24 protein-coding genes are annotated in these 21906 nt (G+C 71.3%); 18 read left to right on the forward strand and 6 right to left on the reverse strand.

Features of this window, described 5'->3' with window-relative positions:
* Nucleotides 1–347: 347 nt before the first annotated feature.
* The gene (locus tag FXF65_RS11485) at nt 348–1397 is read right to left on the reverse strand and encodes a CHRD domain-containing protein (protein ID WP_148349746.1); all 1050 of its coding nucleotides are present in this window, start codon (nt 1395–1397) and stop codon (nt 348–350) included.
* Between the two features lie 176 nt (nt 1398–1573).
* On the opposite strand from FXF65_RS11485, the gene FXF65_RS11490 reads away from it, so the two are divergent.
* The 7 genes from FXF65_RS11490 to FXF65_RS11520 all read left to right on the forward strand — a co-directional run bounded on the left by FXF65_RS11490 (nt 1574) and on the right by FXF65_RS11520 (nt 5447).
* Nucleotides 1574–2029, forward strand: a complete 456-nt coding sequence (locus FXF65_RS11490) for a COG4315 family predicted lipoprotein (RefSeq protein ID WP_148349747.1) — start codon at nt 1574–1576, stop codon at nt 2027–2029.
* Between the two features lie 336 nt (nt 2030–2365).
* Nucleotides 2366–2569, forward strand: coding sequence for a sigma factor-like helix-turn-helix DNA-binding protein (locus tag FXF65_RS45210; protein WP_246198494.1), 204 nt, complete (start codon nt 2366–2368; stop codon nt 2567–2569).
* Nucleotides 2566–3240 carry an anti-sigma factor family protein gene (locus tag FXF65_RS11500; protein WP_148349749.1) on the forward strand — a complete coding sequence of 225 codons (675 nt, stop codon included), beginning with the start codon at nt 2566–2568 and terminating at the stop codon, nt 3238–3240. The genes FXF65_RS45210 and FXF65_RS11500 overlap by 4 nt, the downstream gene beginning before the upstream one ends.
* Nucleotides 3241–3632: 392 nt before the next feature.
* On the forward strand, nt 3633–4010 hold the full coding sequence (locus FXF65_RS11505) for a hypothetical protein (protein ID WP_148349750.1): 378 nt from the start codon (nt 3633–3635) through the stop codon (nt 4008–4010).
* Between the two features lie 227 nt (nt 4011–4237).
* Nucleotides 4238–4783: a TetR/AcrR family transcriptional regulator gene (locus FXF65_RS11510; RefSeq protein WP_148349751.1), complete on the forward strand. Its 546-nt coding sequence runs from the start codon at nt 4238–4240 to the stop codon at nt 4781–4783.
* Nucleotides 4783–5124, forward strand: coding sequence for a DMT family transporter (locus FXF65_RS11515; RefSeq protein WP_148349752.1), 342 nt, complete (start codon nt 4783–4785; stop codon nt 5122–5124). Before FXF65_RS11510 ends, FXF65_RS11515 begins: the two co-directional genes overlap by 1 nt.
* Nucleotides 5121–5447, forward strand: a complete 327-nt coding sequence (locus FXF65_RS11520) for a DMT family transporter (protein ID WP_148349753.1) — start codon at nt 5121–5123, stop codon at nt 5445–5447. Before FXF65_RS11515 ends, FXF65_RS11520 begins: the two co-directional genes overlap by 4 nt.
* A 170-nt stretch (nt 5448–5617) precedes the next feature.
* On the opposite strand, the gene FXF65_RS11525 is transcribed toward FXF65_RS11520, so the two are convergent.
* Both FXF65_RS11525 and FXF65_RS11530 read right to left on the reverse strand, forming a co-directional pair.
* On the reverse strand, nt 5618–6073 hold the full coding sequence (locus FXF65_RS11525) for an acetyl-CoA carboxylase biotin carboxyl carrier protein (RefSeq protein ID WP_148349754.1): 456 nt from the start codon (nt 6071–6073) through the stop codon (nt 5618–5620).
* Nucleotides 6073–6858: an SDR family NAD(P)-dependent oxidoreductase gene (locus FXF65_RS11530; RefSeq protein WP_148349755.1), complete on the reverse strand. Its 786-nt coding sequence runs from the start codon at nt 6856–6858 to the stop codon at nt 6073–6075. The genes FXF65_RS11525 and FXF65_RS11530 overlap by 1 nt, the downstream gene beginning before the upstream one ends.
* A gap of 168 nt (nt 6859–7026) precedes the next feature.
* On the opposite strand from FXF65_RS11530, the gene FXF65_RS11535 reads away from it, so the two are divergent.
* Genes FXF65_RS11535 through FXF65_RS11585 form a run of 11 tightly spaced genes read left to right on the forward strand, consistent with a single transcriptional unit; the run spans nt 7027 to nt 17295 of the window.
* Nucleotides 7027–7455 (forward strand): nuclear transport factor 2 family protein, encoded by a 429-nt coding sequence (locus tag FXF65_RS11535; RefSeq protein ID WP_148349756.1) that lies wholly within the window; start codon nt 7027–7029, stop codon nt 7453–7455.
* Nucleotides 7456–7515: 60 nt separating this feature from the next.
* Complete coding sequence (locus tag FXF65_RS11540) at nt 7516–8784, forward strand: beta-ketoacyl-[acyl-carrier-protein] synthase family protein (protein ID WP_148349757.1); 1269 nt, start codon at nt 7516–7518, stop codon at nt 8782–8784.
* Complete coding sequence (locus tag FXF65_RS11545; RefSeq protein WP_148349758.1) at nt 8781–10004, forward strand: ketosynthase chain-length factor; 1224 nt, start codon at nt 8781–8783, stop codon at nt 10002–10004. The genes FXF65_RS11540 and FXF65_RS11545 overlap by 4 nt, the downstream gene beginning before the upstream one ends.
* A gap of 40 nt (nt 10005–10044) precedes the next feature.
* A complete protein-coding gene (locus tag FXF65_RS11550) occupies nt 10045–10305 on the forward strand; it encodes an acyl carrier protein (protein WP_148349759.1) in 261 nt (86 codons plus the stop codon).
* The gene (locus FXF65_RS11555) at nt 10302–11246 is read left to right on the forward strand and encodes an aromatase/cyclase (RefSeq protein WP_148349760.1); all 945 of its coding nucleotides are present in this window, start codon (nt 10302–10304) and stop codon (nt 11244–11246) included. The genes FXF65_RS11550 and FXF65_RS11555 overlap by 4 nt, the downstream gene beginning before the upstream one ends.
* Nucleotides 11243–12157: an MBL fold metallo-hydrolase gene (locus FXF65_RS11560; RefSeq protein WP_342787297.1), complete on the forward strand. Its 915-nt coding sequence runs from the start codon at nt 11243–11245 to the stop codon at nt 12155–12157. The genes FXF65_RS11555 and FXF65_RS11560 overlap by 4 nt, the downstream gene beginning before the upstream one ends.
* A gap of 17 nt (nt 12158–12174) precedes the next feature.
* Nucleotides 12175–12681 (forward strand): flavin reductase family protein, encoded by a 507-nt coding sequence (locus tag FXF65_RS11565; protein WP_148349761.1) that lies wholly within the window; start codon nt 12175–12177, stop codon nt 12679–12681.
* A gap of 25 nt (nt 12682–12706) precedes the next feature.
* Nucleotides 12707–13843 (forward strand): acyl-CoA dehydrogenase family protein, encoded by a 1137-nt coding sequence (locus FXF65_RS11570; protein ID WP_148349762.1) that lies wholly within the window; start codon nt 12707–12709, stop codon nt 13841–13843.
* Nucleotides 13840–15522, forward strand: coding sequence for an acetyl-CoA carboxylase carboxyl transferase subunit alpha (accA, locus tag FXF65_RS11575; protein ID WP_148349763.1), 1683 nt, complete (start codon nt 13840–13842; stop codon nt 15520–15522). The genes FXF65_RS11570 and accA overlap by 4 nt, the downstream gene beginning before the upstream one ends.
* Nucleotides 15523–15526: 4 nt before the next feature.
* On the forward strand, nt 15527–16897 hold the full coding sequence (locus FXF65_RS11580; protein WP_148349764.1) for an acetyl-CoA carboxylase biotin carboxylase subunit: 1371 nt from the start codon (nt 15527–15529) through the stop codon (nt 16895–16897).
* 2 nt (nt 16898–16899) lie between these two features.
* On the forward strand, nt 16900–17295 hold the full coding sequence (locus FXF65_RS11585) for a nuclear transport factor 2 family protein (RefSeq protein ID WP_148349765.1): 396 nt from the start codon (nt 16900–16902) through the stop codon (nt 17293–17295).
* A gap of 51 nt (nt 17296–17346) precedes the next feature.
* Here FXF65_RS11585 and FXF65_RS11590 read toward each other — a convergent pair whose 3' ends face one another.
* Genes FXF65_RS11590 through FXF65_RS11600 form a run of 3 tightly spaced genes read right to left on the reverse strand, consistent with a single transcriptional unit; the run spans nt 17347 to nt 21886 of the window.
* Nucleotides 17347–18318 carry an alpha/beta hydrolase gene (locus FXF65_RS11590; protein WP_148349766.1) on the reverse strand — a complete coding sequence of 324 codons (972 nt, stop codon included), beginning with the start codon at nt 18316–18318 and terminating at the stop codon, nt 17347–17349.
* A gap of 41 nt (nt 18319–18359) precedes the next feature.
* Nucleotides 18360–19955, reverse strand: a complete 1596-nt coding sequence (locus FXF65_RS11595; protein ID WP_148349767.1) for an FAD-binding oxidoreductase — start codon at nt 19953–19955, stop codon at nt 18360–18362.
* An 8-nt stretch (nt 19956–19963) separates the two neighbouring features.
* On the reverse strand, nt 19964–21886 hold the full coding sequence (locus FXF65_RS11600; protein WP_148349768.1) for a flavin-containing monooxygenase: 1923 nt from the start codon (nt 21884–21886) through the stop codon (nt 19964–19966).
* Nucleotides 21887–21906 lie beyond the last annotated feature (20 nt).

Below are 21906 nucleotides of genomic sequence, written 5' to 3' on the forward strand. Positions count from 1 at the left end.
CTCCGACGGCCGACGCCCCGCGAGCACCCCGGCCCTCCGAGGGCCCCGCCTATTGGGTCCGTTGAACAGATCGGCCCTCCTCGCCCGTACCGCCTGCTGAAGTGGAGAAGCGAACCGCGACCCACTCGGCTCGGGACGGTGGATCGGCCGACGACTAGGACGAGCCACCTGAGGGGCCCGAGCAGCCAGAAGCCCGGCGGCGGACGCGCAAGCGTGACCGCCGCCGGGCTCCTCGAATATGCGGACCACAGCGTCGGGCTCCCTTGACCGTCGGCCTAGCCGACCCGTACGCGAGAAGGCCGGGGCGCGGAGTCCTCCTCCGCGCCCCGGCCTCGTCCCGCCGCAGGTCAGCGGTTGAGCTGACCGCGGACGGCGCCGCCCGGGAACTCGGTGCTGTGGATGTTGGCGTACCAGTTGCGCGGGTTGGCGCGGATGCCCTGGACGACGCTCGGCTCGACGCCCGTGGCGGTGCCCGCCACAGCGAAGATCGTGCCGGGGACGGCGGTAGTGACCAGATCGGCGGTGACCGGGCCGTTGGTTCCGAACGCGCCGCGGTGGATGTGGGCGAGGCTCGGGGCGACGCCGATCCAGGCCATGGAGAATCGGAGCGAGCCGGTTCCCGCGGGGCGGACGAAGGCGATCGCCCTGCCGTCCGGGTCGCCGACCGCCGGGCCGCCCTTCACCGGCACCTCCTGGTCACCGGACATGAAGGCGCGTCGGCCGCCGGTCTTGAGCAGCCTCAGGAGGTCGCGCCTGGCGCCGAGCGGCGCGAGCTGGGCGCGGACGGCGCCCTTCGGGTTCTCCTTGGTGTGCAGGTTCACGTACCAGTTGCCCGGATTGGCACGCAGGCCGTCCGCGATCGTGGGATCCGGAACGGTGACGGCGCCCGCCGCCGAGGTCACCGTCGCGGGCATCGCGCTGGTGAACAGCGGCACCGCGACATCGCCGTTGACACCGGCCGGGCCCCGGTGGATGTGCCCCAGCGTCGGGGCGGTGATCCCGGTCCAGTCCAGGGCGAAGGTGACCCGGTCGCCCTGAACGCGGACGAGGGCGGTGCCGCTCCCGTCCGCGTCGCCCGCCGAGGCCGGCACCTCGTTGGCCCCCGAAAGCCTCGCCACCAGGAACACCGGCTTGTTGCGCGCCTTGTCCATCGCGGGACTCCGCCCGTCCTGCGGCTGCTGCCCGCTCTCGGACGGCGTGGCCGGCACCGAGGCTCCCGGGGTCGGGTCACCTGACGGTTCGCCGGTCGGCGCGGCCGCCCCATGACCGGCCCCGTGGCCCTGGTCCTGGGTGGCGGTGGAGCCGGGCGTCGGGTGAGCGTCCGCGTGCGCGGGGACCGTCCCCAGCAGCGCCAGCGAGACCGCCGTGATCGGCAATGAGATGAGGCTCTTGCGCATTGGTGGTTCCTTCGGAGTGAGTGAACGTGCGTCTGAGGTGCCCCGGTGTACGACGAGATCTTGAGGTCGGGTTCAACAGAAGAAAGAAGAATTCGATTGAACCTTCCCCGGTCCACACAACGTGTAGCAGGGCGGTACGTGCAATCCATTCCACTCCACGCAAGGGAAGAATTCTTATGCGCGCACGTTTTGCTCTGCTCGGCGCGGTCGCGATCATCGGACTCGCCGGATGCGGCGGTTCCGGCAAGGGCCACGCGGAAAAGGCATCAGGTGAGGCCGTCGCCATCAAGGTCAGTCAGTCCGAACTCGGGCCGATCATCACCGACCAGCAGGGACGGGCCCTGTACGCCTTCACCAAGGACAGGGCCGGGACCAGCGTCTGCGAGGACGAGTGCATCGCCACGTGGCCGGCGCTCGCGAGCAGGACGAAGGTCACCCCCGGTCAGGGTGTCGACCAGTCGCTGCTGAAGAATTCCCAGCGGTCGGCGGGCACCTTCCAGGCCACCTATGGCGATTGGCCGCTCTACTACTATGCGGGCGACGGAAAGCCGGGCGACCTCGACGGTCAGGGCGTGGACAACGAATGGTTCGTCGTCGGCGCCGATGGCAAGCTCGTCAAACAGGAAGCGTGACGACCATTCCGGGCGGATCCGGTACGGCGCGCGGATCCGCCCAAACTCTCGGGGTGCGAAACACTGGAATCCGGAGCCGCATTTCACCTCACCGCGCGAAGACCGGCAGGACTCCCGGAAGGCCGCGTGCGCATTGCGCACCCTGACGGCCCGTCACGCAGGGCAGGTCTGATCGGGCCCGGAGGCCGAAGCCGTCCCAAGACCGTACGGTCCGTGAAGGAGTCGCGTGGGCAGCGGAACTTGCCCGTGGGGACCTGGCGGATCATCCTTTGCGCGTCGTATCGTCAGGGTCGGTTCACGCCGAAGAGCGGCGCGCTCGACGGGTGGGAGACTCTCGTGAGCACCGTCCTGGTGGTGGAGTCCGTCCGTGCGCTGTCGGCGGCTCACCGCGAGATCCTGAACGAGACGGTGCTCAGCGGCCGCACCGTGAACGAGGCGGCCGAGGTGCTCGGGATCCCCGTCGAAACGGTCAAGTCGCGCGTCTACCTTGCGCTTCGAGCGCTGCGGGTCGCCCTGGAGGAGAGAGGGGTGACGGCGTGACGGCCGAGGTCGAGCACAGCGACGTCGGGGCTTACGCGCTGGGGTTGCTGACTCCCGCCGACGCGAAGACCTTCGAGGGCCACCTTGCCTCCTGTGAGCGGTGCTCCGATGAGCTCGCCGGCCTCCGCGGCGTGGCCGGCCTGCTGACCGGGCTCGGAGCCGTGCAGGACGACGCGCCGGCCGAATCGGCGAGCGGGGTCGTCGACCTCATGCGGCACCGCCGCGGCCTCGGACGCGGCGCCCGGCGCACCCGCCTCCTGCTCGCCGTCGCCGCGGTGCTCCTCTTCGCGGGCGGGGTCGTCGTCGGGACGACCCAACGCCATGGGACGGTCCCCGCCGACCTGCGGGGCTGGGGCGAGATCCGGTCGGCCGACGACGTGAAGTCCGGCCTGGCGGCCGTCGCGGCGCTGCAGGAGAAGGGTTGGGGAACGCATGTGGCCCTCGACCTGGGCCACCTCACGGGTCCGCGTACCTGCCGTCTGATCGTCGTCTCCACCGAAGGCGAAGAGCGCGAGGTGACCGGCTGGGAGGTGCCGGTGCGGGGCTACGGCGCGATCGACTCCCCCGACCACCTGCAGGTGCACGGTGGAACAGCGATCCCGCTCGGCGACATCGAACGCTTCGTCCTTCGAGCCGACGGCGTCGGAGACCTCCTGAGCATCTCCGTCTGACCTGCCGTCCTGTCCCCGATTCACAGAAACAGACAGTCGTGCTGATCGACGACACCGCCTGGCAGCCCCGGGCGCTCGACCGGCTGCGGACTTCACCATCCAGAACGAATCAGTCGTTCGCGACGCCGTCACCCTGACGCGCGGACGAACGCAGAACGTCCTGCTTGCGTGCGGCTGGCTGGCCAACGACTTCCGCACGCCTGGCCGCACCAGACGTGCGGCACCGCAGCACGGAACGGAACAATTCTTAACAGCCGATTAATAAGCATCATCGATCAGGAAAAATTGGTCAGAAAAAGCTGAACCAGATTGATCGGGTCCTCGTACTCCAGGGCCCACGAGGGTCGCACCGAGACCGCGATCTTCGGCTTTCTCAGCACCGAGGAGAGACAATGTCCGCAAACAGTTCCCCAGTCCGCCGAATCGTCACCGGCACCGTCCTCGTCGGCGCCGCCGCGGCCATCGGACTCGGCATGGCCTCCGCAGCCGACGCCGCCGCCCCCGCCAAGGTCACCGTCAAGGTCGCGCAGAAGGGCAACTATACCGCCGCGATCTGCGTCGGCGACATTCTTGAGGCCCGGTGCACGGACAACGTCGGCAAGGGCCAGACCGCGACATTCACGGTGGCCCCGCCGAAGGGCACCGCGGTCAGCGTCAATGTGATCGTCAAAGGTGGCGGCTCGGCCGATAAGTCGGTAGTGAGCAACAAGACCCAACTCAAGTTCGAGACCTCCGGCAGCAAGGCAAAGCCGGTCGTGAAGCAGGTCTGATCCACTACGGTCGCGCACCGACCCGTTTTCCGTCCCGCAACCGCCCCGCGGTTGCGGGGCGGATTCTCCTATTCGCGCGCCGCCTTTCTCGCAAAGAGTCGACGACGCTTTCCGACGCCCTGGCGGGACGGTCTGGTGGCGGCGCGCCTCCGGGTCGCGTGGACGTGACCACCGACACACCTTCCACGCACTCTCAACTTTACCTTCCGGAAGGTAAAGTACGACGCATGGGATCAAACGCCAGAGAGCGCATCCTGGAGGGGGCGCTTGAACTGTTGCGCGCCGAGGACGGTGCGAGCATCACGCTGGACGGCGCCGCGAAGCAGGCCGGGGTGACCAAGCCGGGGTTGATGTACCACTTCGCGACCAAGGAAGCCCTGATGCAGGCCGTGGTGGATCACGCCGCGCAGAAGTGGGAGCGCCTGATGCTGGCCCGTCTGGGCCGGCCGCTCGCCGAGGCGTCGCCGCGTGAGAAGGTCGCCGCCTACGTTCGGGTCGCGCTCACCGAGCCGCACGACCGCGCGGACTACGCGATCTGCTCCGACGCCCTGTACACCCCGGCCCTGTCCGAGGCGTGGACCGGTCGTATGGGGCCCTGGGTCTGCCTGCCCGATGACCTGCCCGCGCCCGAGCGGGCCCGGCTGACCGCCGCCCGGCTCATGGCCGACGGCTACTGGACCTCCGCGGCCACCGGCGTCTTCCCGGTCGCGGAGGCCGACCGGTCGCGGATTCTGGCGATCGCCGACGCGCTCCTGAACGAAGGAGACCGATGATGAACAAGTGGCTGCCGCTCGCCGCGGCGATCGCACTGGAGGTGACCGGGACGCTGTCGCTGCGCGCCGCCCTGGACCATCCCGCCTGGTACGTCCTGGTCGCCGTCGGCTACATCGGCGCGTTCTTCTCTCTCAGCATGGGCCTGCGCGCCGGATTGGGCATCGGCGTCGCCTACGGCATCTGGGCCGCCTGCGGGGTCGCCCTCACCGCCGTCCTGGCGGCGGTGATCTTCTCTGAAGCGCTCACCGTCCTCATGGGCGCCGGGATCGGCCTGGTCATCGCCGGAGTCCTGTGCGTCGAGCTCGGCTCCCAGCACGCCGAGCAAGGAGACCACGCGTGAACTGGCTCTACCTGATCGTGGCGATCCTCGCCGAGGTCACCGCCACCCTGTCCCTGCGCATGGCCTCCCAGCCGCGGGCCGCCAAGTCCTGGATCGCCGCCGCCGTCGGCGGCTACCTCATCGCCTTCACCTGCATCAGCCTGGCTCTCGCCGGCGGCCTGGGCATCGGCGTCGCCTACGGCATCTGGGCCGCCTCAGGCGTCGCCCTCACCGCCCTGGCCTCCCGCGCGCTCTTCGGTGAACCACTCACCAAGGCCATGACCGCGGGCATCGGCCTCATCATCGGAGGCGTCCTGTTCATCGAGCTCGGCGCCGGCCACTGACCGGGCACACCGAGCAGAACCGGCACGACGGCGATGAGCGCGAGGCCGAGGGCACCGAGGGACTTGGCCCAGCGTCGACGGTGAGGATGGTGTCCAGGATGAACGGTGAGTCCCGCAAGGTCCCCGGAACCACGACACCTGTCGTTCGGCATATGTTTCGGACGGGACGTCTAGGTGGCGATGGCGAACAGTGGTTCGCCGAACTCCACGGCGGTGGCGTTGCCGCAGAGCACCTCGACGATCTCTCCGGCGACCTCGGCGGTGACCGGGATCATCAGCTTCATCACCTCGACGATCGCCACCTGCTGCCCGGCCGCGACCGTGTCGCCGACCTGGACGAAGGGTTTCGCGCCGGGCTCGGGTGCGTGGTAGACCATCCCGACCGAGGGCGACCGCAGGAAGGCCCGGTCGTCGGCCGGAGCCGCCGGAGCCGCCGCGGCCGGGACGGGCGGCGGGGGCGTGCCGGCGGCGGGTCCGGCGGCTTCGCTCCATTCGAGCTCGATCGTGACGCCCGCCGCTTGCAGCCGCAGGACGGTCGGCGGGAAGCGCAGGCCGGCGAGAAGGTCGAGCGTCCCGTCCCTGACCTGCTCCAGGGCGGACAGCGTGTCCCGCACCTCGCCGGTCATCAATAGTTCCCCAGCCCGCCGCAGACGTTCAGGGCCTGCGCGGTCACCGCCGCCGCGCCGTCGCCGACCAGGTAGCTCACCATCGCGGCGACCTCGTGCGGCTCGACGTACCGGCCGATCGGGACCCGGCCGGTGATGCGGCCGAACGCCTCCTGCTCGTCCACGCCCCAGATCGCGGCGTAGTGCGCGCGGACCCGTTCGGCCATCGGCGTCTCCACGAAACCGGGACAGACCGCGTTGACGGTGATCTTGGTGTGCGCGAGCTCCAGGCCGAGCGCCTTGCTGAAGCCGACCACGCCGTGCTTGGAGGCCGAGTACGGCGCGGCGTGGATGACGCCCTGCTTGCCGCCGGTCGAGGCGATGTTGATGATCCGGCCGGTGCCGCGGGCGAGCATGCCACCGGCGTTGAGGACGCTCTTGGTGACCAGGAAAACGCTGGTCAGGTTCGTTTCGATCACGTCGGTCCAGAGCTCGTCCGTGATCTGCGCGGTCGCTCCGCCACCGGGCCGTCCGGCGTTGTTGACCAGGACGTCGATCGGGCCGAACCTCGCCACCGCGGCGGCGACGAGGGCCTGGACCTGGGCGGAGTCGCGGACGTCGCACACCGCGCCGTCCGCCTCGCGGCCCTCGCCCTGGAGCGCCTTCACCGTGGTGGCGACGGACTCCTCGGTCCGGGCGCAGATGAAGACGCTCGCCCCCTCCTCGCCGAGGCGCCGGGCGATCTCCAGGCCCATCCCGCTGGTGCCCCCCGTGACCAACGCTACCCGGTGAACCTTTTCCGCCATGGCTGCTCCTTCGGTACGGCCTGGGAAAACTGATCGGCGTGAAACAGCGTGCGCGGCCCTCCTCGAACGGACCTCGAAATTGTCTTGGCCTCCACTCGGTCGAGGTCCAATCAAGGCTCCATCGAGACGACCGGGGCACCTTGGAGCCAACGACCAACGGAGGCATCCATGGGCTCGGCTCCGACGCTCGCCGAACTTTACGCAGAGGTTCAGCTGTTCTACGCACGGCAAATGCAGGGCCTCGACTCAGGAAAACTCGAAGCCTATGCGGACACCTTTACCGAGGATGCCGAATTCAGCCATACGCCGGGCCGCGAGCCCGCCCGTACCAGGGCCGGGATCCTCGCCGACCTGGAGGACTTCCACAAGCGCTTCGAGGGCGACCCGCTGCGCCGCCGGCACTGGTTCAACATGATCGACATCGATCCCCAGCCGGACGGCACGATCATCTCGATCTGCTATGCGCTCGTCGTGAAAATCCGCCCCGGGAAGGCTCCGGAGATCGCGGCGAGTTGCGTCGTGCACGACGTCCTCACCCGGGCCGGCGGCGAACTCCTCAACAAGTCCCGCCGGGTCGAATACGACCCCGCTCTCTGAGGAACCCAACGAGCGAAAAGGAAACACTGTGCTGTTCATCGCATCATCAGGAATTCTCCGATGACGCGCCGAGTGGTCATCACGGGCTTCGGTGTGCGGGCACCCGGCGGCTCGGGCGCCGCCGCCTTCTGGGACTTGCTGACCTCGGGTCGTACCGCGACCCGCCGCATCAGCTTCTTCGACCCGTCCCCGTACCGGTCGCAGATCGCCGCGGAGGCCGACTTCGACGCGGCGGCCGAGGGCCTGACGCCCCGGGAGATCCGCCGCATGGACCGGGCCGCGCAGTTCGCGGTGGTCTGCGCCCGCGAGGCGGTGGCCGACAGCGGCCTGGACGTCGGCGCCCTCGACCCGCACCGGGTCGGGGTCAGCCTCGGCAGCGCGGTGGCCGCCGCGTCCAGCCTGGAGCAGGAGTACCTGGTGCTCTCCGACGCCGGTCGCCAGTGGGAGGTGGACCCGGGTTTCCTGTCCGCCCACATGTTCGACTACCTCGTCCCGAGCGTGATGCCGGCCGAGGTCGCCTGGACGGTCGGCGCCGAGGGGCCGGTCGCGATGGTCTCGAACGGCTGCACCTCCGGGCTCGACTCGGTCGGGCACGCCGTCCAGCTGATCCACGAGGGCAGCGCCGACGTCATGCTCGCGGGCGCCGCCGACACCCCCATCACGCCGATCGTGGTGGCCTGCTTCGACGCCATCAAGGCCACCACGCCCCGCAACGACGACCCGGAGCACGCGTCCCGTCCCTTCGACGGCTCGCGCAACGGCTTCGTACTGGCGGAGGGCGCGGCGATGTTCGTGCTGGAGGAGTACGAGTCGGCCCGCCGGCGGGGCGCGCGCGTCTACGCCGAGATCGCCGGCTACGCGACCCGGTGCAACGCGTACCACATGACCGGGCTGAAGACCGACGGCAGGGAGATGGCCGAGGCGATCCGGGTCGCCCTGGCGCAGGCCAGGACCGACGCCGGCGCGGTCGACTACATCAACGCCCACGGGTCCGGCACGAAGCAGAACGACCGGCACGAGACGGCCGCCTTCAAGCGCAGCCTGGGCGAGACCGCCAGGAAGGTACCGGTCAGTTCGATCAAGTCGATGGTCGGCCACTCCCTAGGGGCGATCGGCTCGATCGAGATCGCCGCCTCGATGCTGGCCATAGAGCACAACGTCGTCCCCCCGACGGCCAACCTGCACCGGGCCGACCCCGAGTGCGACCTGGACTACGTGCCCCTGGTCGCGCGGGAGAAGCAGGTCGACACCGTGCTGACCGTGGGCAGCGGCTTCGGCGGCTTCCAGAGCGCGATGGTCCTGCGAGCACCCGAAGCGGAGGCCGCATGAGCGTGCGCACGCTGGTCACCGGGCTCGGGGTGGTCGCCCCGAACGGCCTCGGCGTCGAGCGGTACTGGGAGGCGGTCCTGGAGGGCAGGTCCGGGATCGCGCCGCTGACACGGTTCGACGTCTCCGCGTACCCGGCGACGCTGGCCGGGCAGATCCAGGACCTCCTCATCGAGGACCACCTCCCGAGCCGACTGCTCCCGCAGACCGATGTCTCCACGCGGTTCGCCCTGATCGCCGCCGAATGGGCGCTGGGCGACGCCAAGGTGGACCCGTCCACGATGACCGACTACGGGATGGGCGTGGTCACCGCCAACGCCTGCGGCGGGTTCGAGTTCACCCACCGGGAGTTCCGCAAGCTGTGGACGCAGGGCTCCAAGTCGGTCAGCGTCTACGAGTCGTTCGCCTGGTTCTACGCCGTGAACACCGGCCAGATCTCCATCCGGCACGGCATGCGCGGGCCGAGCAGCGCCCTCGTCGCCGAGCAGGCCGGTGGGCTGGACGCGATCGGCCACGCCCGCCGGACCATCCGGCGGGGAACCCCGCTCATGGTGACCGGGGGCGTCGACTCGGCCTTCGACCCGTGGGGATGGGCGTCACAGATCGCCGGCGGCGGGGTGAGCCGGTCGACGGACCCGCAGGGCGCCTACCTGCCGTTCGACCGCGCGGCCTCCGGTTACGTGCCCGGCGAGGGCGGCGCGCTCCTCGTACTGGAGGACGCCGAGCTCGCCATGGCGCGCGGGCTGCCCGAGGTCTACGGCGAGATCTGCGGATACGCCTCCACCTTCGATCCGCCCCCGGACTCGGGCCGCCCGCCCGGCCTGCGGCGGGCCGCCGAGCTGGCGCTGTCGGACGCCGGGCTCGCACCGGACGACGTGGACGTGGTCTTCGCCGACGCCGCGGGCCGACCCGATCTGGACCGCGCCGAGGCCGAGGCGATCCGCGGGCTCTTCGGCGCGCACGGCGTCCCGGTCACCGCGCCGAAGACGCTGACCGGCCGGCTCTACTCGGGCGGCGGCCCGCTCGACGTGGTGACCGCGCTGCGGACGCTGACCGAGGGCGTGATCCCGCCGACCTACGGCCCGTCCGACGTCCCCCGGGAGTACGGCCTGGACCTCGTCGTGGACGAGCCTCGCGAGGGCCGTCCCGGCACCGCCCTGATCCTCGCGCGCGGCCGCTGGGGGTTCAACGCGGCCGTCGTCGTCCGCCGCTTCACCGGCTGACGCGGTTCACCAGACGCTTCACCGACCAAGGAGCCATTCCATGAGCAAGACCATCAGCCTCGACGACCTGCGCGACCTCCTCGTCCAGTGCGCGGGCGAGGTGACCGGCGTCGACCTGGCCGGAGACATCATCGACACCGATTTCGAGGAGATCGGCTACGACTCGCTCGCCCTGATGGAGACCGGGGCCCGGCTGGAGGCGGTGTACGGCGTGGTGATCCCCGACGACGACATCGCCGAGCTGAAGACTCCCCGCGACCTCCTCGACCGGGTCAACCAGACGCTGGTCGAGGCGTCGTGAGCGAGCATCGGACACTGCACACTCGCGACATCGCGGCGCCGCCGGAGGTCGTGTACGGGCTGATCGAGGACGCCGGCCGGTGGCCGGTGATCTTCGAGCCGACCGTCCGCGTCCGGTCCCTGGAGCGGGGCGCCACGACCGAGCGCTTCCAGCTCTGGGCGACGGTGGGCGGCGAGGTGAAGACCTGGACGTCCAGGCGGACGCACGACAGGACCGGGCGGCGGATCGAGTTCCGGCAGGAGCGCAGCCAGCCGCCGATCGCCTCGATGGGCGGGGCCTGGGAGTTCCGGCCGCTGGACGGCGGCGGCTGCCGCGTCCTGCTCCACCACGACTTCACCGCCACCGACGAGCGCGCCGTCGACGGTCTGATCGAGGCGGTGAACGCCAACAGCGAGCGGGAGCTCGCGGCGACGGCCCGGGTGGCCGAGCTGGGCCACCCGCCGGAGGACCTGTTCTTCACGTTCGAGGACGAGGTCCTGCTCCCCGGCACGGCCGCCGACGTCTTCACCTTCATCGACCGCGCCGACCTCTGGCCGTCCCGGCTGCCCCACGTGAGCCGGGTCGACCTGACGGAGACCGTCCGCGGGATCCAGGACATGGAGATGGAGACCGTCACCTCCGACGGCGGCGCCCACACCACCCGATCGATCCGGCTCTGCTTCCCGGACGAGCTGATCGTCTACAAGCAGCTCGTCCCCCCGGCCCTGCTCATCGGGCACAGCGGGGCCTGGGAGATGACCGAGCGGGACGGCGGCACCGCCGTCGTCGCCCGGCACATGGTCGCCGTCCAGCCGATGGCCGTCACGAAGGTCCTCGGCCCCGGCAAGGGCGTCGCGGACGCGCGGGAGTTCGTCCGCGACGCCCTCGGCACGAACAGCCGGACCACGCTCGCCCACGCCGGGGAGTACGCGAGGGCCAGGCGGAAGGATGCCCTGCAGTGATCGTCGAGGTGGCCGACGGGGTCTTCGGATACGTCCAGGAACCCGGCGGCTGGTGCGTCAGCAACGCCGGCCTGGTCGCCGGGCCCGACGGCATGCTGGTCATCGACACCCTGGCGACGGAGATCCGGGCGGGCCGGCTTCGCGAGGCCGTCGACCGGCGCGCGACCGGCCCCGGACGGACGCTCGTCAACACCCACAGCCACGGCGACCACACCTTCGGGAACCACCGCTACGGCCCCGGCGCGACGATCGTCGCGCACGCCGGGGCCCGCGCCGAGATGGCCGAGACCGGCACGGCCCTGACCGGTCTCTGGCCCGAGGTGGAGTGGGGAGACGTCCGGGTGACCCTGCCCACGGTGACCTTCCAGGACCGGCTGACCCTGCACCTCGGGGAACGCCGGGTGGAACTCGTCTCCGTCGCCCCGGCGCACACCGGGCACGACGTCGTGGCGTGGCTCCCGGAGGAACGGGTGCTCTTCGCCGGGGACGTGGTCATGTCCGGGGCGACGCCGTTCTGCCTGTTCGGATCGGTGCCGGGCACGCTCGCCGCCATCGAGCGGCTCCGCGCGCTCGAACCCGTGACGGTCGTCTGCGGGCACGGGCCGATCGCCGGGCCCGAGGTGTTCGACGCCAACGCCGCGTACCTGCGGTGGGTCCAGCGGCTGGCGGCCGATGGCAGGGCCGCCGGGCTCACCCCGCTGGAGGTCGCGACCAAGGCCGACCTCGGGGCGTTCGCCGGCCTGCTCGACGCCGAACGGCTCGTGGGCAACCTGCACCGCGCCTACGCCGAGGCCAACTCCGAAGCCAACGCCGACACCGGCACCGGCGCCCCCGGGCGGCTGGACCTCACCGAGATCTTCAACGAGATGGTCGCCTACAACGGCGGCCGCCCCCTCACCTGTCTGGCCTGAAAGGAGGCACGACACCCATGGCCGCCGAACCTGACGCCTTCCGTGAGGCGATGGCCCGCTTTCCCGCGGGCGTCACGATCGTGACGACCCACGACCAGGACGGCACGTCGTACGGCTTCACGGCGAGCTCGGTCACCTCGGTGTCGATGTCGCCGCCGCTGATCCTGGTCTGCCTGGCACGGACGGCCAACTGCTTCCCGATGTTCGCGAGGACCGAGCACTTCGCGGTCAGCATCCTCCGCCCGCACCACGCCGAGCTGGCGATGCACTTCGCCGGGAAGCATCCGGACAAGTTCGCCCGCGGCGGCTTCACCAGGACCGGGGCCGGCTCGACCGTGGTCGAGACGGCCCTCGCCACCATCGAGTGCTCGGCGTACGGCCGGTTCGACGCGGGCGACCACGTCGTCCTCGTCGGCCAGGTCGAGCACCTGCACGTCCCCGACGGACCCACCGAACCGGCGGTCTACGTCGGCCGCGAGTTCGCCACGCTGTGCACCGGCCGGGGCGCCTGCCTGAACCGGTGACCCGACCGAGTACGAGGAGACAACGATGCTGGACCAGCACGTCCCGAGGGTGTCCAGGACCGCGGCCGACGCGGCCGCCGTCGCGGCGCGGTGCGTGGCGGACGCGGAGGACTCCCGCCGGCTCGCCCCCGACGTCGTGGGCGCACTGATCGACGCGGGGTTCGCCCGGCACTTCGTCCCGGCGGGGTTCGGCGGGACGCAGGGCGGCTTCGCCGAGCTGACCGCCTCGGTCGCCACGGTCGGCGAGGCGTGCGCGGCCAGCGCCTGGTGCGCCTCGCTGCTGGCCTACCTCCCGCGCTTCGCGGCCTATCTCCCCCTGGACGGCCAGCGGGAGATCTGGGCGGGCGGACCGGACGCGGTCGTGGTCGGCTCGCCGTCGCCGTTCGGGGCGGCGCGGGCCGTCTCCGGGGGCTGGCGGCTGTCCGGGAGCTGGCCGTACGTCAGCGGCGTCGACTACGCGGACTGGTCCCTGGTCTGCGCGACGGTCCCGGACGCGACTCCGCGGATCTTCGCGCTCCCCCGGCGGGACTACACGGTCACCGAGTCCTGGTTCAACGTCGGCATGCAGGCCACCGGCAGCAACACGGTCGTGGTGGACGACGCCTTCGTCCCGGGCGCGCGCTCGTTCCCGCGCGAGGAACTGTTCGCCGGAAAGGCCGTCGCCGCCGAGGGCGACTGCCACCAGGTCCCGCTCCACACGGTGAACGGGCTGTCGTTCGCCGCTCCGATCCTGGGCGCGGCTCGCGGGGCGCTCGCCGCCTGGACCGGCTACATCGCCGGGAAGCTCGCCCGTTCCCGTCCCGGAGCGCCCGGCCCGAGCCGCACCTCCTTCGACATGGCCCTCGCCCAGGCGTCCGGGGAGATCGACTCCGCCGCGCTGCTGCTGGACCGAGCGGGCGCCGTCGCCGACGCCCGCGCGGCCCTCACCCCGGCGCTGACCGCGCGCAACCTGCGAGACTGCGCGATCGCCGTCCGGACGCTGGTGCACGCGGTCGACCTGCTCTTCGACCTGGCCGGGACGAGCGGCCAGTCGACCGGCAGCCCCGTCCAGCGCTTCTGGCGGGACGTCCACTCCGCCGCCAGCCATGTCGCGCTCCAGTTCGAGCCCGCCGCCAACGCCTATGCCGCCACCGTGTTCGACGACGAGGAGACGCGGCCGTGACCGAGTACTTCGACTGGGTGCTCTGCTCGAACTGCGGATACCCGCTGTACGGGAGACGCGTCAGCCGCAACCTCAACGTCTGCCCCGAATGCGACGCGCACCGCCCGCTCACCGCCGACGAGCGGCTGCGGCAACTCGCCGACGACGGCGAGTACGACCCGCTGCCGGTCCCGGTCACGCCGTCCGATCCGCTGAACTTCGCGGACACCGTCCCCTACACGTCGCGGCTGGCCGACGCGCGGCACCGCACGGGCATGGCGGACGGAGTGCTCTGCGCGCGGGCCGCCGTCGAGGGAACCCCGGTGATCCTCGCGGTGATGGACTTCCGTTTCATGGGAGGCAGCCTCGGCTGCGCCGTCGGCGAGGCGATCACGGCGGCCATGGAGACGGCGCTGGACGAGCTGACCCCGTTGATCCTGGTGACCTCCTCGGGCGGCGCCCGGATGCAGGAGGGCGCGCTGTCGCTCATGCAGATGGCCAAGACGAGCGCGGCGCTCCTGGCGCTCGACGAGGCCGGCGTCCTGACGGTCTCGCTGATCGCCGACCCGACCTACGGCGGCGTCGCGGCGTCCTTCGCCACGCTCACCGACGTGATCATGGCCGAGCCGGGCGCGCGGCTGGGCTTCGCCGGACGCCGGGTGATCGAGCAGACCATCCGGCAGACGCTCCCGGCGGAGTTCCAGACCGCGGAGTTCCTGCTGGAGCGCGGCTTCATCGACATGATCGTCCCGCGCTCGCGGCTCAGGGCCGAACTGGGCCGGCTGCTCCGGGCGGGCGGCCTGACCGAACCGCCGGCGCCGCCCGCGGCGGCGTCGCTGGTGAGGGACCCGGACGTGCTGCCGGAGCCGGACTCGTGGCGGCAGGTCAGGCTGGCCCGCGATCTCGGCCGGCCCACCACGCTCGACTATCTGACCACGGCCTTCGAGGGCTTCCAGGAACTGCACGGCGACCGGATCTCCGGCGAGTGCCCGGCCGTCGTGGGCGGGACGGCCCGGCTCGACGGCCGCCCGGTCATGGTGATCGGCCAGCAGAAGGGCCACACTCCCGCCCAGCTCCAGGCCCGCAACTACGGCATGCCCACGCCCGCCGGGTACCGGAAGGCCGCGCGGCTGATGCGGCTCGCCGACAAGCTCGGGATCCCGGTCGTCACCCTCGTCGACACGCCGGGCGCCTACCCGGGCGCCGACGCCGAGGAGCAGGGCCAGTCGGTGGCCATCGCCGAGAACCTCCGCCTGATGGCCGGGCTCACGGTGCCGGTGGTGAGCGTCGTCATCGGCGAGGGCGGCAGCGGCGGGGCCCTCGCGCTGGCCGTCGCGAACCGGGTGCTGATGTTCGCCAACGGCGTCTACTCGGTGATCAGTCCGGAGGGCTGCGCCTCCATCGTGTGGAAGGACGCCGCCTCCGCGCCGATAGCGGCCGAGGCTCTCCGGGTGAACTCGCGGGACCTGCTCCTGCTCGGAGTCGTGGACGGTGTGATCCCCGAGCCCGGGGAGAGCACGAAGGCCGACCCGCTGCGGGCGGCCGACCTGCTCCGGGACGCGGTCGGCCAGGCGCTCCACGAGCTCGACGGGCTCAGCGGCCCGGAGCTCGTCGCCGACCGGCGACTCCGGTTCCGCCGGTTCGGCTCGACGGAGCCGGCCAAGGCCGAGCTCAGCGGCTTCGGCGACCGGACCGGGTGAGCGCGTGTTCGCGAAGATCCTCATCGCGAACCGGGGTGAGATCGCGCTCCGGGTCGCCCGGACCTGCCGGGAGATGGGCATCCCGACCGTCGCCGTGCACTCCGAGGCCGACCGCGACTCGGCCGTGGTCGGGTTCGCGGACGAGAGCGTCCAGATCGGGCCCGGGCCGCCGCAGCGCAGCTACCTGAACGCCGCCGCGGTCCTGCAGGCCGCCCAGCAGACGGGCGCGGAGGCCGTCCATCCGGGCTACGGCTTCCTGTCGGAGTCCCCGGACTTCGCCGACGCCTGCGAGTCCCTCGGCATCACGCTGATCGGCCCGCCCGCCTCGGTGATGGCCGAGCTCGGCGACAAGACCTCGGCCCGCGCCCTCATGGCGAAGGCCGGCCTGCCGCTGCTGCCGGGCAGCCTCGACCCGCTCGACGCCGCGTCCGCCAGGGAGCTGGTCGCGGAGATCGGGTTCCCGGTCATCGTCAAGGCGGCGGCCGGCGGAGGCGGCCGGGGGATGTCGGTGGTCCGCGACCCGGCCTGCTTCGACGAGGAGTTCCGGCGTACGCAGGCGACGGCGCAGCTCCTCTTCGGCGACGGGACCGTGTACGTCGAGCGGTACCTGGAGAACGCCCGGCACGTCGAGATCCAAGTGCTCTGCGACGGCCGGGGAGACGCGGTCCACCTGGGTGAGCGTGACTGCAGTGTGCAGCGCAGGCATCAGAAGCTCATCGAGGAGACGCCCGCGCCGAGGCTCCCCGACGGGCTCGCCGAGCGGATCGGCCGGTCGGCGGTGCGGGGCGCGCTGGCCGCGAGGTACTCCGGGGCGGGGACCTTCGAGTTCCTGGTCGGACCGGACGGCGGCTACTACTTCATGGAGGTCAACTGCCGGATCCAGGTGGAGCATCCCGTCACCGAAATGGCGACGGGGATCGACCTGGTCCAGCGGCAGATCCGGATCGCCGGCGGCGAGCCGCTCGGCCTCCTCCAGGAGGACGTGGTCCCGCGCGGAGCGGCGATCGAATGCCGGATCAACGCCGAGAACCCGGCGCTCGGGTTCGTCCCCACGCCCGGCCCGGTCACCGAGTTCGTCCCGCCCGGAGGGCCTTTCGTGCGCGTCGACACCCACGTCCACTCCGGGTATGTCGTTCCACCGAACTACGACTCCCTGCTGGCTAAGCTCGTCGTCTGGGCGCCTGGAAGGGACGAGGCGATCCAGCGGATGAAGCGGTCGCTGATGGAGTTCCGGGTCTCCGGTCCCACGCTTCACACGACCCGGGACTTTCTGCTCTCCATGCTCGACCACCCGCGATTCCGGAATGCCGAGCATTCCACTTCATTCGTCGATGAACTGGTCCAACCGACCACTGAGCAGCAGGCAGGAGACTGACCATGGCGCACGGAAGCCCGGCGGCGAACAAGAAGCTGGTCGCCGAGTTCATCCAGGCCTTCTACAACGACAAGGATTTCTCCCGCGCCCGGGAACTGATGGCCGAGGACTTCGTCAACCACCGCCCGGACGTCGGCACCGGACGGGAGGGCACGTTAACGGCGTTCCGGGAACAGGTCGCCGCCAACCTCCCGGAGTTCACGCTGGAAGTGGTCCGGAGCAGCGCCGACGAGGACCTCGTGTGGACCCACAACCTGCTCCGGCCGTCCCCCGGAGCCGCCCCGATGGTCAGCGTCGACATCTTTCGCGTCCGCGACGGCCGGGTGTGCGAGCACTGGGACGTCGCGCAGCCCGTCCCGGACGGGATGGAGCCCGGCCATCTGGTGGGAGACGCGTAAAGGCGTAGAACACGAGTGTGGACGCCGCCCCGGGCGATTCAGGGGCGGCGTTCACGCTTCTTCGGCCTGGAGGGCCCGGCTGAGGGCCTGAACGAGTTCCGCCTGCGCTCTTCTGCTGACCGCCGCGTCCGGAGCGAGGACGTCGAAACGGTGAAAGGCCCCGCGGTACAGATGGAGCTCGGTGGGGACACCGGCCTGGACGAGCCGTTGCCCGAAGGCCAGGCATTCGTCCCGGAACGGCTCGATCTCCCCCACGGTCAGGTAGGCCGGCGGCAGACCTGACAGGTCGGCCGCCCGGGCCGGGGCGGCGTAGCAGGACACGCCGTCGGAGCCCGCGGACTCGCCGAGCAGCGCGGACCAGCCGAACCGGCTCGCGGCCAGGTTCCAGACCGGGGTGCCGGTGAACTCCAGGCTCGACGGGCTCGCGCAGCGGTCGTCGAGCATCGGATAGAGCAGCGCCTGGAGAACGAGGTCCGGGCCCCCGCCGTCGCGGACCAGCAGCGCGGTCGCGGCGGCCAGGCCGCCGCCGGCACTGCTGCCGCCGATGGCCAGCCGGTCCGTGTCGATGCCGAGGGCGGCGCCGTGCGCCGCCGTCCAGAGCAGGCCCGCGTGGCAGTCCGTCACCGGGGCGGGATGCGGGTGCTCCGGAGCGAGCCGGTAGTCGACCGAGACGACGGCCAGGTCCGCCTCGTCCGCAATGCGGAGCATCATCGCCTCGTCCCCTTCCGGGGTCCCGACGATCATCCCGCCGCCGTGGATCCAGTACAGGCAGGGCAGCGGCTCCGGGCGGTCGGCGGGCCGGTAGATCCGGAGCCTGAGGCCGTCCGGCGTCCGCCCGTCCTGCACGGCGACCCGGGGCGCGGCCGCCCGCGCGGCGGCCGCCCGCCGGGCGGCGAGGTCGCCCAGCGTCTTCCGGAGGGCGGGCAGGTCGGCATGGGACAGCCCGGAGAAGTCGATCGCCGGTCCGGGCGCGGCGGCGAGCGCCGCCGCGAGTTCGGGATCGAGCCTGTTCGGGTCGAACATGGCGACTCCAGGGACCCCGCCCGGAGCCGGGCGGCGTCCGGTCAGCGAGGCAGGGCGATCGACTGGGAGTGGCGGAAGAAGTCCGTCGGGTCCCACTTCGCCTTCACCCGCTGGAGCCGCGGGTAGTTGCCGCCGTAGTAGAGGGTCGACCACGGAACGCCGGACTTGTTGTAGGCCGGGTCGAGGATGTCGGGGTCCGGGGAGTTGATGTAGCACCCGTCGGTCTGGGCGCCCGGCGTCGGGTAGCCGCCGGTATCGGCGAAGACCTGGCCGAAGATGTCGCGGAGCCAGCCGATGTGCTGGGCGTCCTCACTCTCCGGGACCCAGAAGTTCTCGAACAGCGCCAGATAGGTGGCGTTGCGGTGGGAGTAGGCGGTGGCGTCCGCGGCCACGGCGTTGACCTTCCCGCCGGCCACCCCGGTGAGCTGCACGGTCGCGGACATGTTGGCGTAGTCGGTCCGCATGATGTTCTCGTAGATGGCGTCGATCTGCCGGGGGGTGAACGGCTGCCGCATGTAGGCGCTCTTGACCGCGCTGCGCTCGCTCGGGTCGGTCATCAGGGCGGGCTGGCTCGTCCCGATGTAGCGCGTGGACGCCAGCCAGTTGAGCGTCCGGTGCGGGAGGGTCGGCGTCTGGATGCCGGTCCCGCGCACGAGGGCGGTCAGGTAGTCGTCCAGCAGCGTGGTGGCGCCGGGCACGGTGGCGTCGATCTGGGTGACCAGCCCGAGTCCCCCGGCGGCCCTGTGCGGGACGAAGACGATCCCGGACAGCGACGTGTACGGCGAGGCGGGCGACGCGTTGGCGGTCTGCCAGGCGCCGAAGTTGCCGATCAGCGTCCTGAAGGCGTCCTGGGGCAGGCGGGCGTACGGGATGAAGCCCGCGCTGACGACGACCTGGCTCGGCGGGTTCGGGAGCGCCTCGCGGGGCGAGGTGCCCGCGGCGTCCGCCGACCGGAACCAGTACTTGGTGATGACGCCGAAGTTGCCGCCCCCGCCGCCGCAGACGGCCCACCACAGGTCGTGGTTCGGGTCGGAGGGACGGCGCGACGCCGTCACGAGCCTCGCGCGACCGCGGGAGTCCACCACGACCATCTCCACGGCCGCGATGTGGTCGGCCACCACCCCGAACCTGCGCGAGAGCAGGCCGTAGCCGCCGCCGGTGGCGTGGCCGGCGATGCCGACGAAGGGGCACACCCCGCCGGGCACCGTGACGCCCCACCTCCGGTAGAGCACCTCGTACACCCGGCCGAGCTCGGCGCCGGGCTCGACGGCGAAGGCGTGGTAGGCCGGGTCCCAGGAGATCCGGTTCATCGCCGAGGTGTCGATGATGACCTCGGTGCTGGTGCTGTAGACGAAGTCGGCATAGCAGTGGCCGCCTCCTCGGACCGACACCCGCTTGCCGCCGCGCACCGCCTTCTGGACGATGCGGAGCACGTCGTCGGCGTCACCGGCGATCTGCACCGACTCGGGGGCGGCCACCCAGCGCTGGTTGTTGCCGACCGTCAACTCCTTGAAGCGGGGGCTGCCGGGGGTGACCGTGACCGTGCCGTCCAAGGGGATCGGGGACGCCGAGGGGGGCGCGTCCCCGTCGACGGCCTCCCCGCCGTCCAGGATCTGCGGTCCGTGCGATTCGTTCATGTGGTGTGTCAGTCCTCTCCGGAGGTTTTCAACGGTGTGCCGACGTACTCGGCGGTGTCGATCCGGTTGGTGCGCTTCCAGTACTCCTCGGCGGTGAAGGGCCAGTTCTGCGCGGTCCGCCCGGAGGCGTTGACGAACCAGCTCGGGACCTTCGACCAGCCCCAGGCCCGGTTGGCGTTCGCCGTGTCGAGCCGCGCGTTGTAGTCGTCGTGGACGTCGCGGCGCACCTCAAGGGAGGCCGTCGACGTGGCCAGCAGATGCCGGACCGCGTCCAGCAGGTAGGTGACGCCGCATTCGGAGAAGTAGAAGATGCTGCCGCCCTGGCCGGACAGATTCGTGTTGGGTCCGTACAGGCAGAACAGGTTGGGGAATCCCGGGATGGTCAGGCCGAGGTAGGCGCGGGCGTCCCCGCTCCACATGGCATGCAGGTCGCGTCCGCCGCGGCCGGTGACCCGCATCGGCATGAGGAACTCCGCGGCGCGGAAACCGGTGCCGTAGACGATGGCGTCCACCTCGTGGAACCGGCCGTCCGCCGTCGCTATCCCGGTCGGCGTGATCTCCCGGATGGGCTCGGTGACGAGGCGGACGTCATCGCGTTTCAACGTCGCGAGCCAGCGGCCGTCGTCACGGAGGACGCGCTTGGCCCCCACCGGGTAGTCGGGCATGACCTTGGGGAGGAGATCCGGCCTGTCGGCGAGCTGCGCCTCCAGGTAGGCGGCCAGCCGTGACCGCGCCTGCTCGTTCAACGCGGACACCGCGCGTTCGGTCGGCGGGAACTCCGGATCGACCACCCACTGCTCCAGGACGCCGTGGAGACCGGGCGCCAGCAGCCAGAAACGCAGGAATGCCGAGTAGTAGGGGAGGTTCTCCAGCAGCCAGCGCATGCCTTCGGGGACGGGCTGCCGGTAATGCGGTGTGGGCCGCAGCCACGGGGGCGTCCGCTGGAAGACGCTCAGCTCCGCGACCTGGCCCGCCAGTTCGGGGATGAACTGGCATGCGCTGGCCCCCGTGCCGACCACGGCGACCCGCTTTCCGGCCAGGTCGATCGAATGGTCCCATTCGGCCGAATGGAAGGACGCCCCGGCGAAGGATTCACGCCCCGGAATGGACGGATAGGCGGGCCTGCTGAGCTGGCCGGTGGCGCTGACGAGCACCTCCGCCTCGGCCTCGGCGGCGCCGTCCGCCGTCTCCAGGGACAGCCGCCAGCAGGCGGCGTCCTCGTCCCATTCCGCGGCGGTCACCTCCGTGCCGAGCCGGATCCGCTCGTAGAGACCGGTGTCCTTGGCGAACTCGCGGAAGTAGTCGCGGAGGACGTCGCGGGTGCAGAAGTGTTCCGGCCAGTCGGTTCTGAGCGCGAAGGAGTAGCTGTAGAGGTGGCTCGGCACGTCGACGCGGCAGCCGGGGTAGTCGTTGGCGTGCCAGGTGCCGCCGACGTCGGAGCTGCGTTCGTAGACGGTGCAGGGCACGCCCGCCTCGCTCAGCCGGTGGGCCGCCAGCAGGCCGCTCATGCCGGCGCCGATGACGGCCACGCGCAACCGGCGGCCGGGCGCGATCCGCGGGGCGGTCCAGTTCGCGGCCTTGCCGGTGAGGCCGAGTTCCTCGGCCAGCAGCGGGACCAGGTCCGCGGTGTCGTACCCCATCGCCCATGAGGTGAGCCGCCGGAGGCGCTCCCCGTCGGGCGGCTCCGGGGTCGGCGGCGCGGAGTCCCTGAGCTTCGTCAGCACCTCGAACGCCGCCTGCCGGGCAGCGTCCTGCTGCTCCTGGTCGAGGCCGCCCTGGGGACGCAGCAGCCACTCGTTCGGCCGGAGCTCTCCAGGCAGAACCGCTAGGTCGTCGGTGAGGTGCGCGACCGTCATCAGCAAAGGCGGTACCTCGGCGTCGAGCAGGTGGCGGCGGATGGTCTCGTCATCGGCGGAGATGGGCGGGAACATGGGGCACCTCTTCGGCAGGC

The organism is Actinomadura syzygii (assembly GCF_008085905.1).
Classification (GTDB): Bacteria; Actinomycetota; Actinomycetes; order Streptosporangiales; family Streptosporangiaceae; genus Spirillospora; species Spirillospora syzygii.

Bases quoted from the DNA above. Each gene is read 5' to 3' on its own strand.
- FXF65_RS11485 (WP_148349746.1), bottom strand. From the start codon at position 1,397: ATGCGCAAGAGCCTCATCTCATTGCCGATCACGGCGGTCTCGCTGGCG.
- FXF65_RS11490 (WP_148349747.1), top strand. From the start codon at position 1,574: ATGCGCGCACGTTTTGCTCTGCTCGGCGCGGTCGCGATCATCGGACTC.
- FXF65_RS11505 (WP_148349750.1), top strand. From the start codon at position 3,633: ATGTCCGCAAACAGTTCCCCAGTCCGCCGAATCGTCACCGGCACCGTC.
- FXF65_RS11510 (WP_148349751.1), top strand. From the start codon at position 4,238: ATGGGATCAAACGCCAGAGAGCGCATCCTGGAGGGGGCGCTTGAACTG.
- FXF65_RS11515 (WP_148349752.1), top strand. From the start codon at position 4,783: ATGAACAAGTGGCTGCCGCTCGCCGCGGCGATCGCACTGGAGGTGACC.
- FXF65_RS11525 (WP_148349754.1), bottom strand. From the start codon at position 6,073: ATGACCGGCGAGGTGCGGGACACGCTGTCCGCCCTGGAGCAGGTCAGG.
- FXF65_RS11530 (WP_148349755.1), bottom strand. From the start codon at position 6,858: ATGGCGGAAAAGGTTCACCGGGTAGCGTTGGTCACGGGGGGCACCAGC.
- FXF65_RS11535 (WP_148349756.1), top strand. From the start codon at position 7,027: ATGGGCTCGGCTCCGACGCTCGCCGAACTTTACGCAGAGGTTCAGCTG.
- FXF65_RS11540 (WP_148349757.1), top strand. From the start codon at position 7,516: ATGACGCGCCGAGTGGTCATCACGGGCTTCGGTGTGCGGGCACCCGGC.
- FXF65_RS11545 (WP_148349758.1), top strand. From the start codon at position 8,781: ATGAGCGTGCGCACGCTGGTCACCGGGCTCGGGGTGGTCGCCCCGAAC.
- FXF65_RS11550 (WP_148349759.1), top strand. From the start codon at position 10,045: ATGAGCAAGACCATCAGCCTCGACGACCTGCGCGACCTCCTCGTCCAG.
- FXF65_RS11565 (WP_148349761.1), top strand. From the start codon at position 12,175: ATGGCCGCCGAACCTGACGCCTTCCGTGAGGCGATGGCCCGCTTTCCC.
- FXF65_RS11570 (WP_148349762.1), top strand. From the start codon at position 12,707: ATGCTGGACCAGCACGTCCCGAGGGTGTCCAGGACCGCGGCCGACGCG.
- FXF65_RS11585 (WP_148349765.1), top strand. From the start codon at position 16,900: ATGGCGCACGGAAGCCCGGCGGCGAACAAGAAGCTGGTCGCCGAGTTC.
- FXF65_RS11590 (WP_148349766.1), bottom strand. From the start codon at position 18,318: ATGTTCGACCCGAACAGGCTCGATCCCGAACTCGCGGCGGCGCTCGCC.
- FXF65_RS11595 (WP_148349767.1), bottom strand. From the start codon at position 19,955: ATGAACGAATCGCACGGACCGCAGATCCTGGACGGCGGGGAGGCCGTC.
- FXF65_RS11600 (WP_148349768.1), bottom strand. From the start codon at position 21,886: ATGTTCCCGCCCATCTCCGCCGATGACGAGACCATCCGCCGCCACCTG.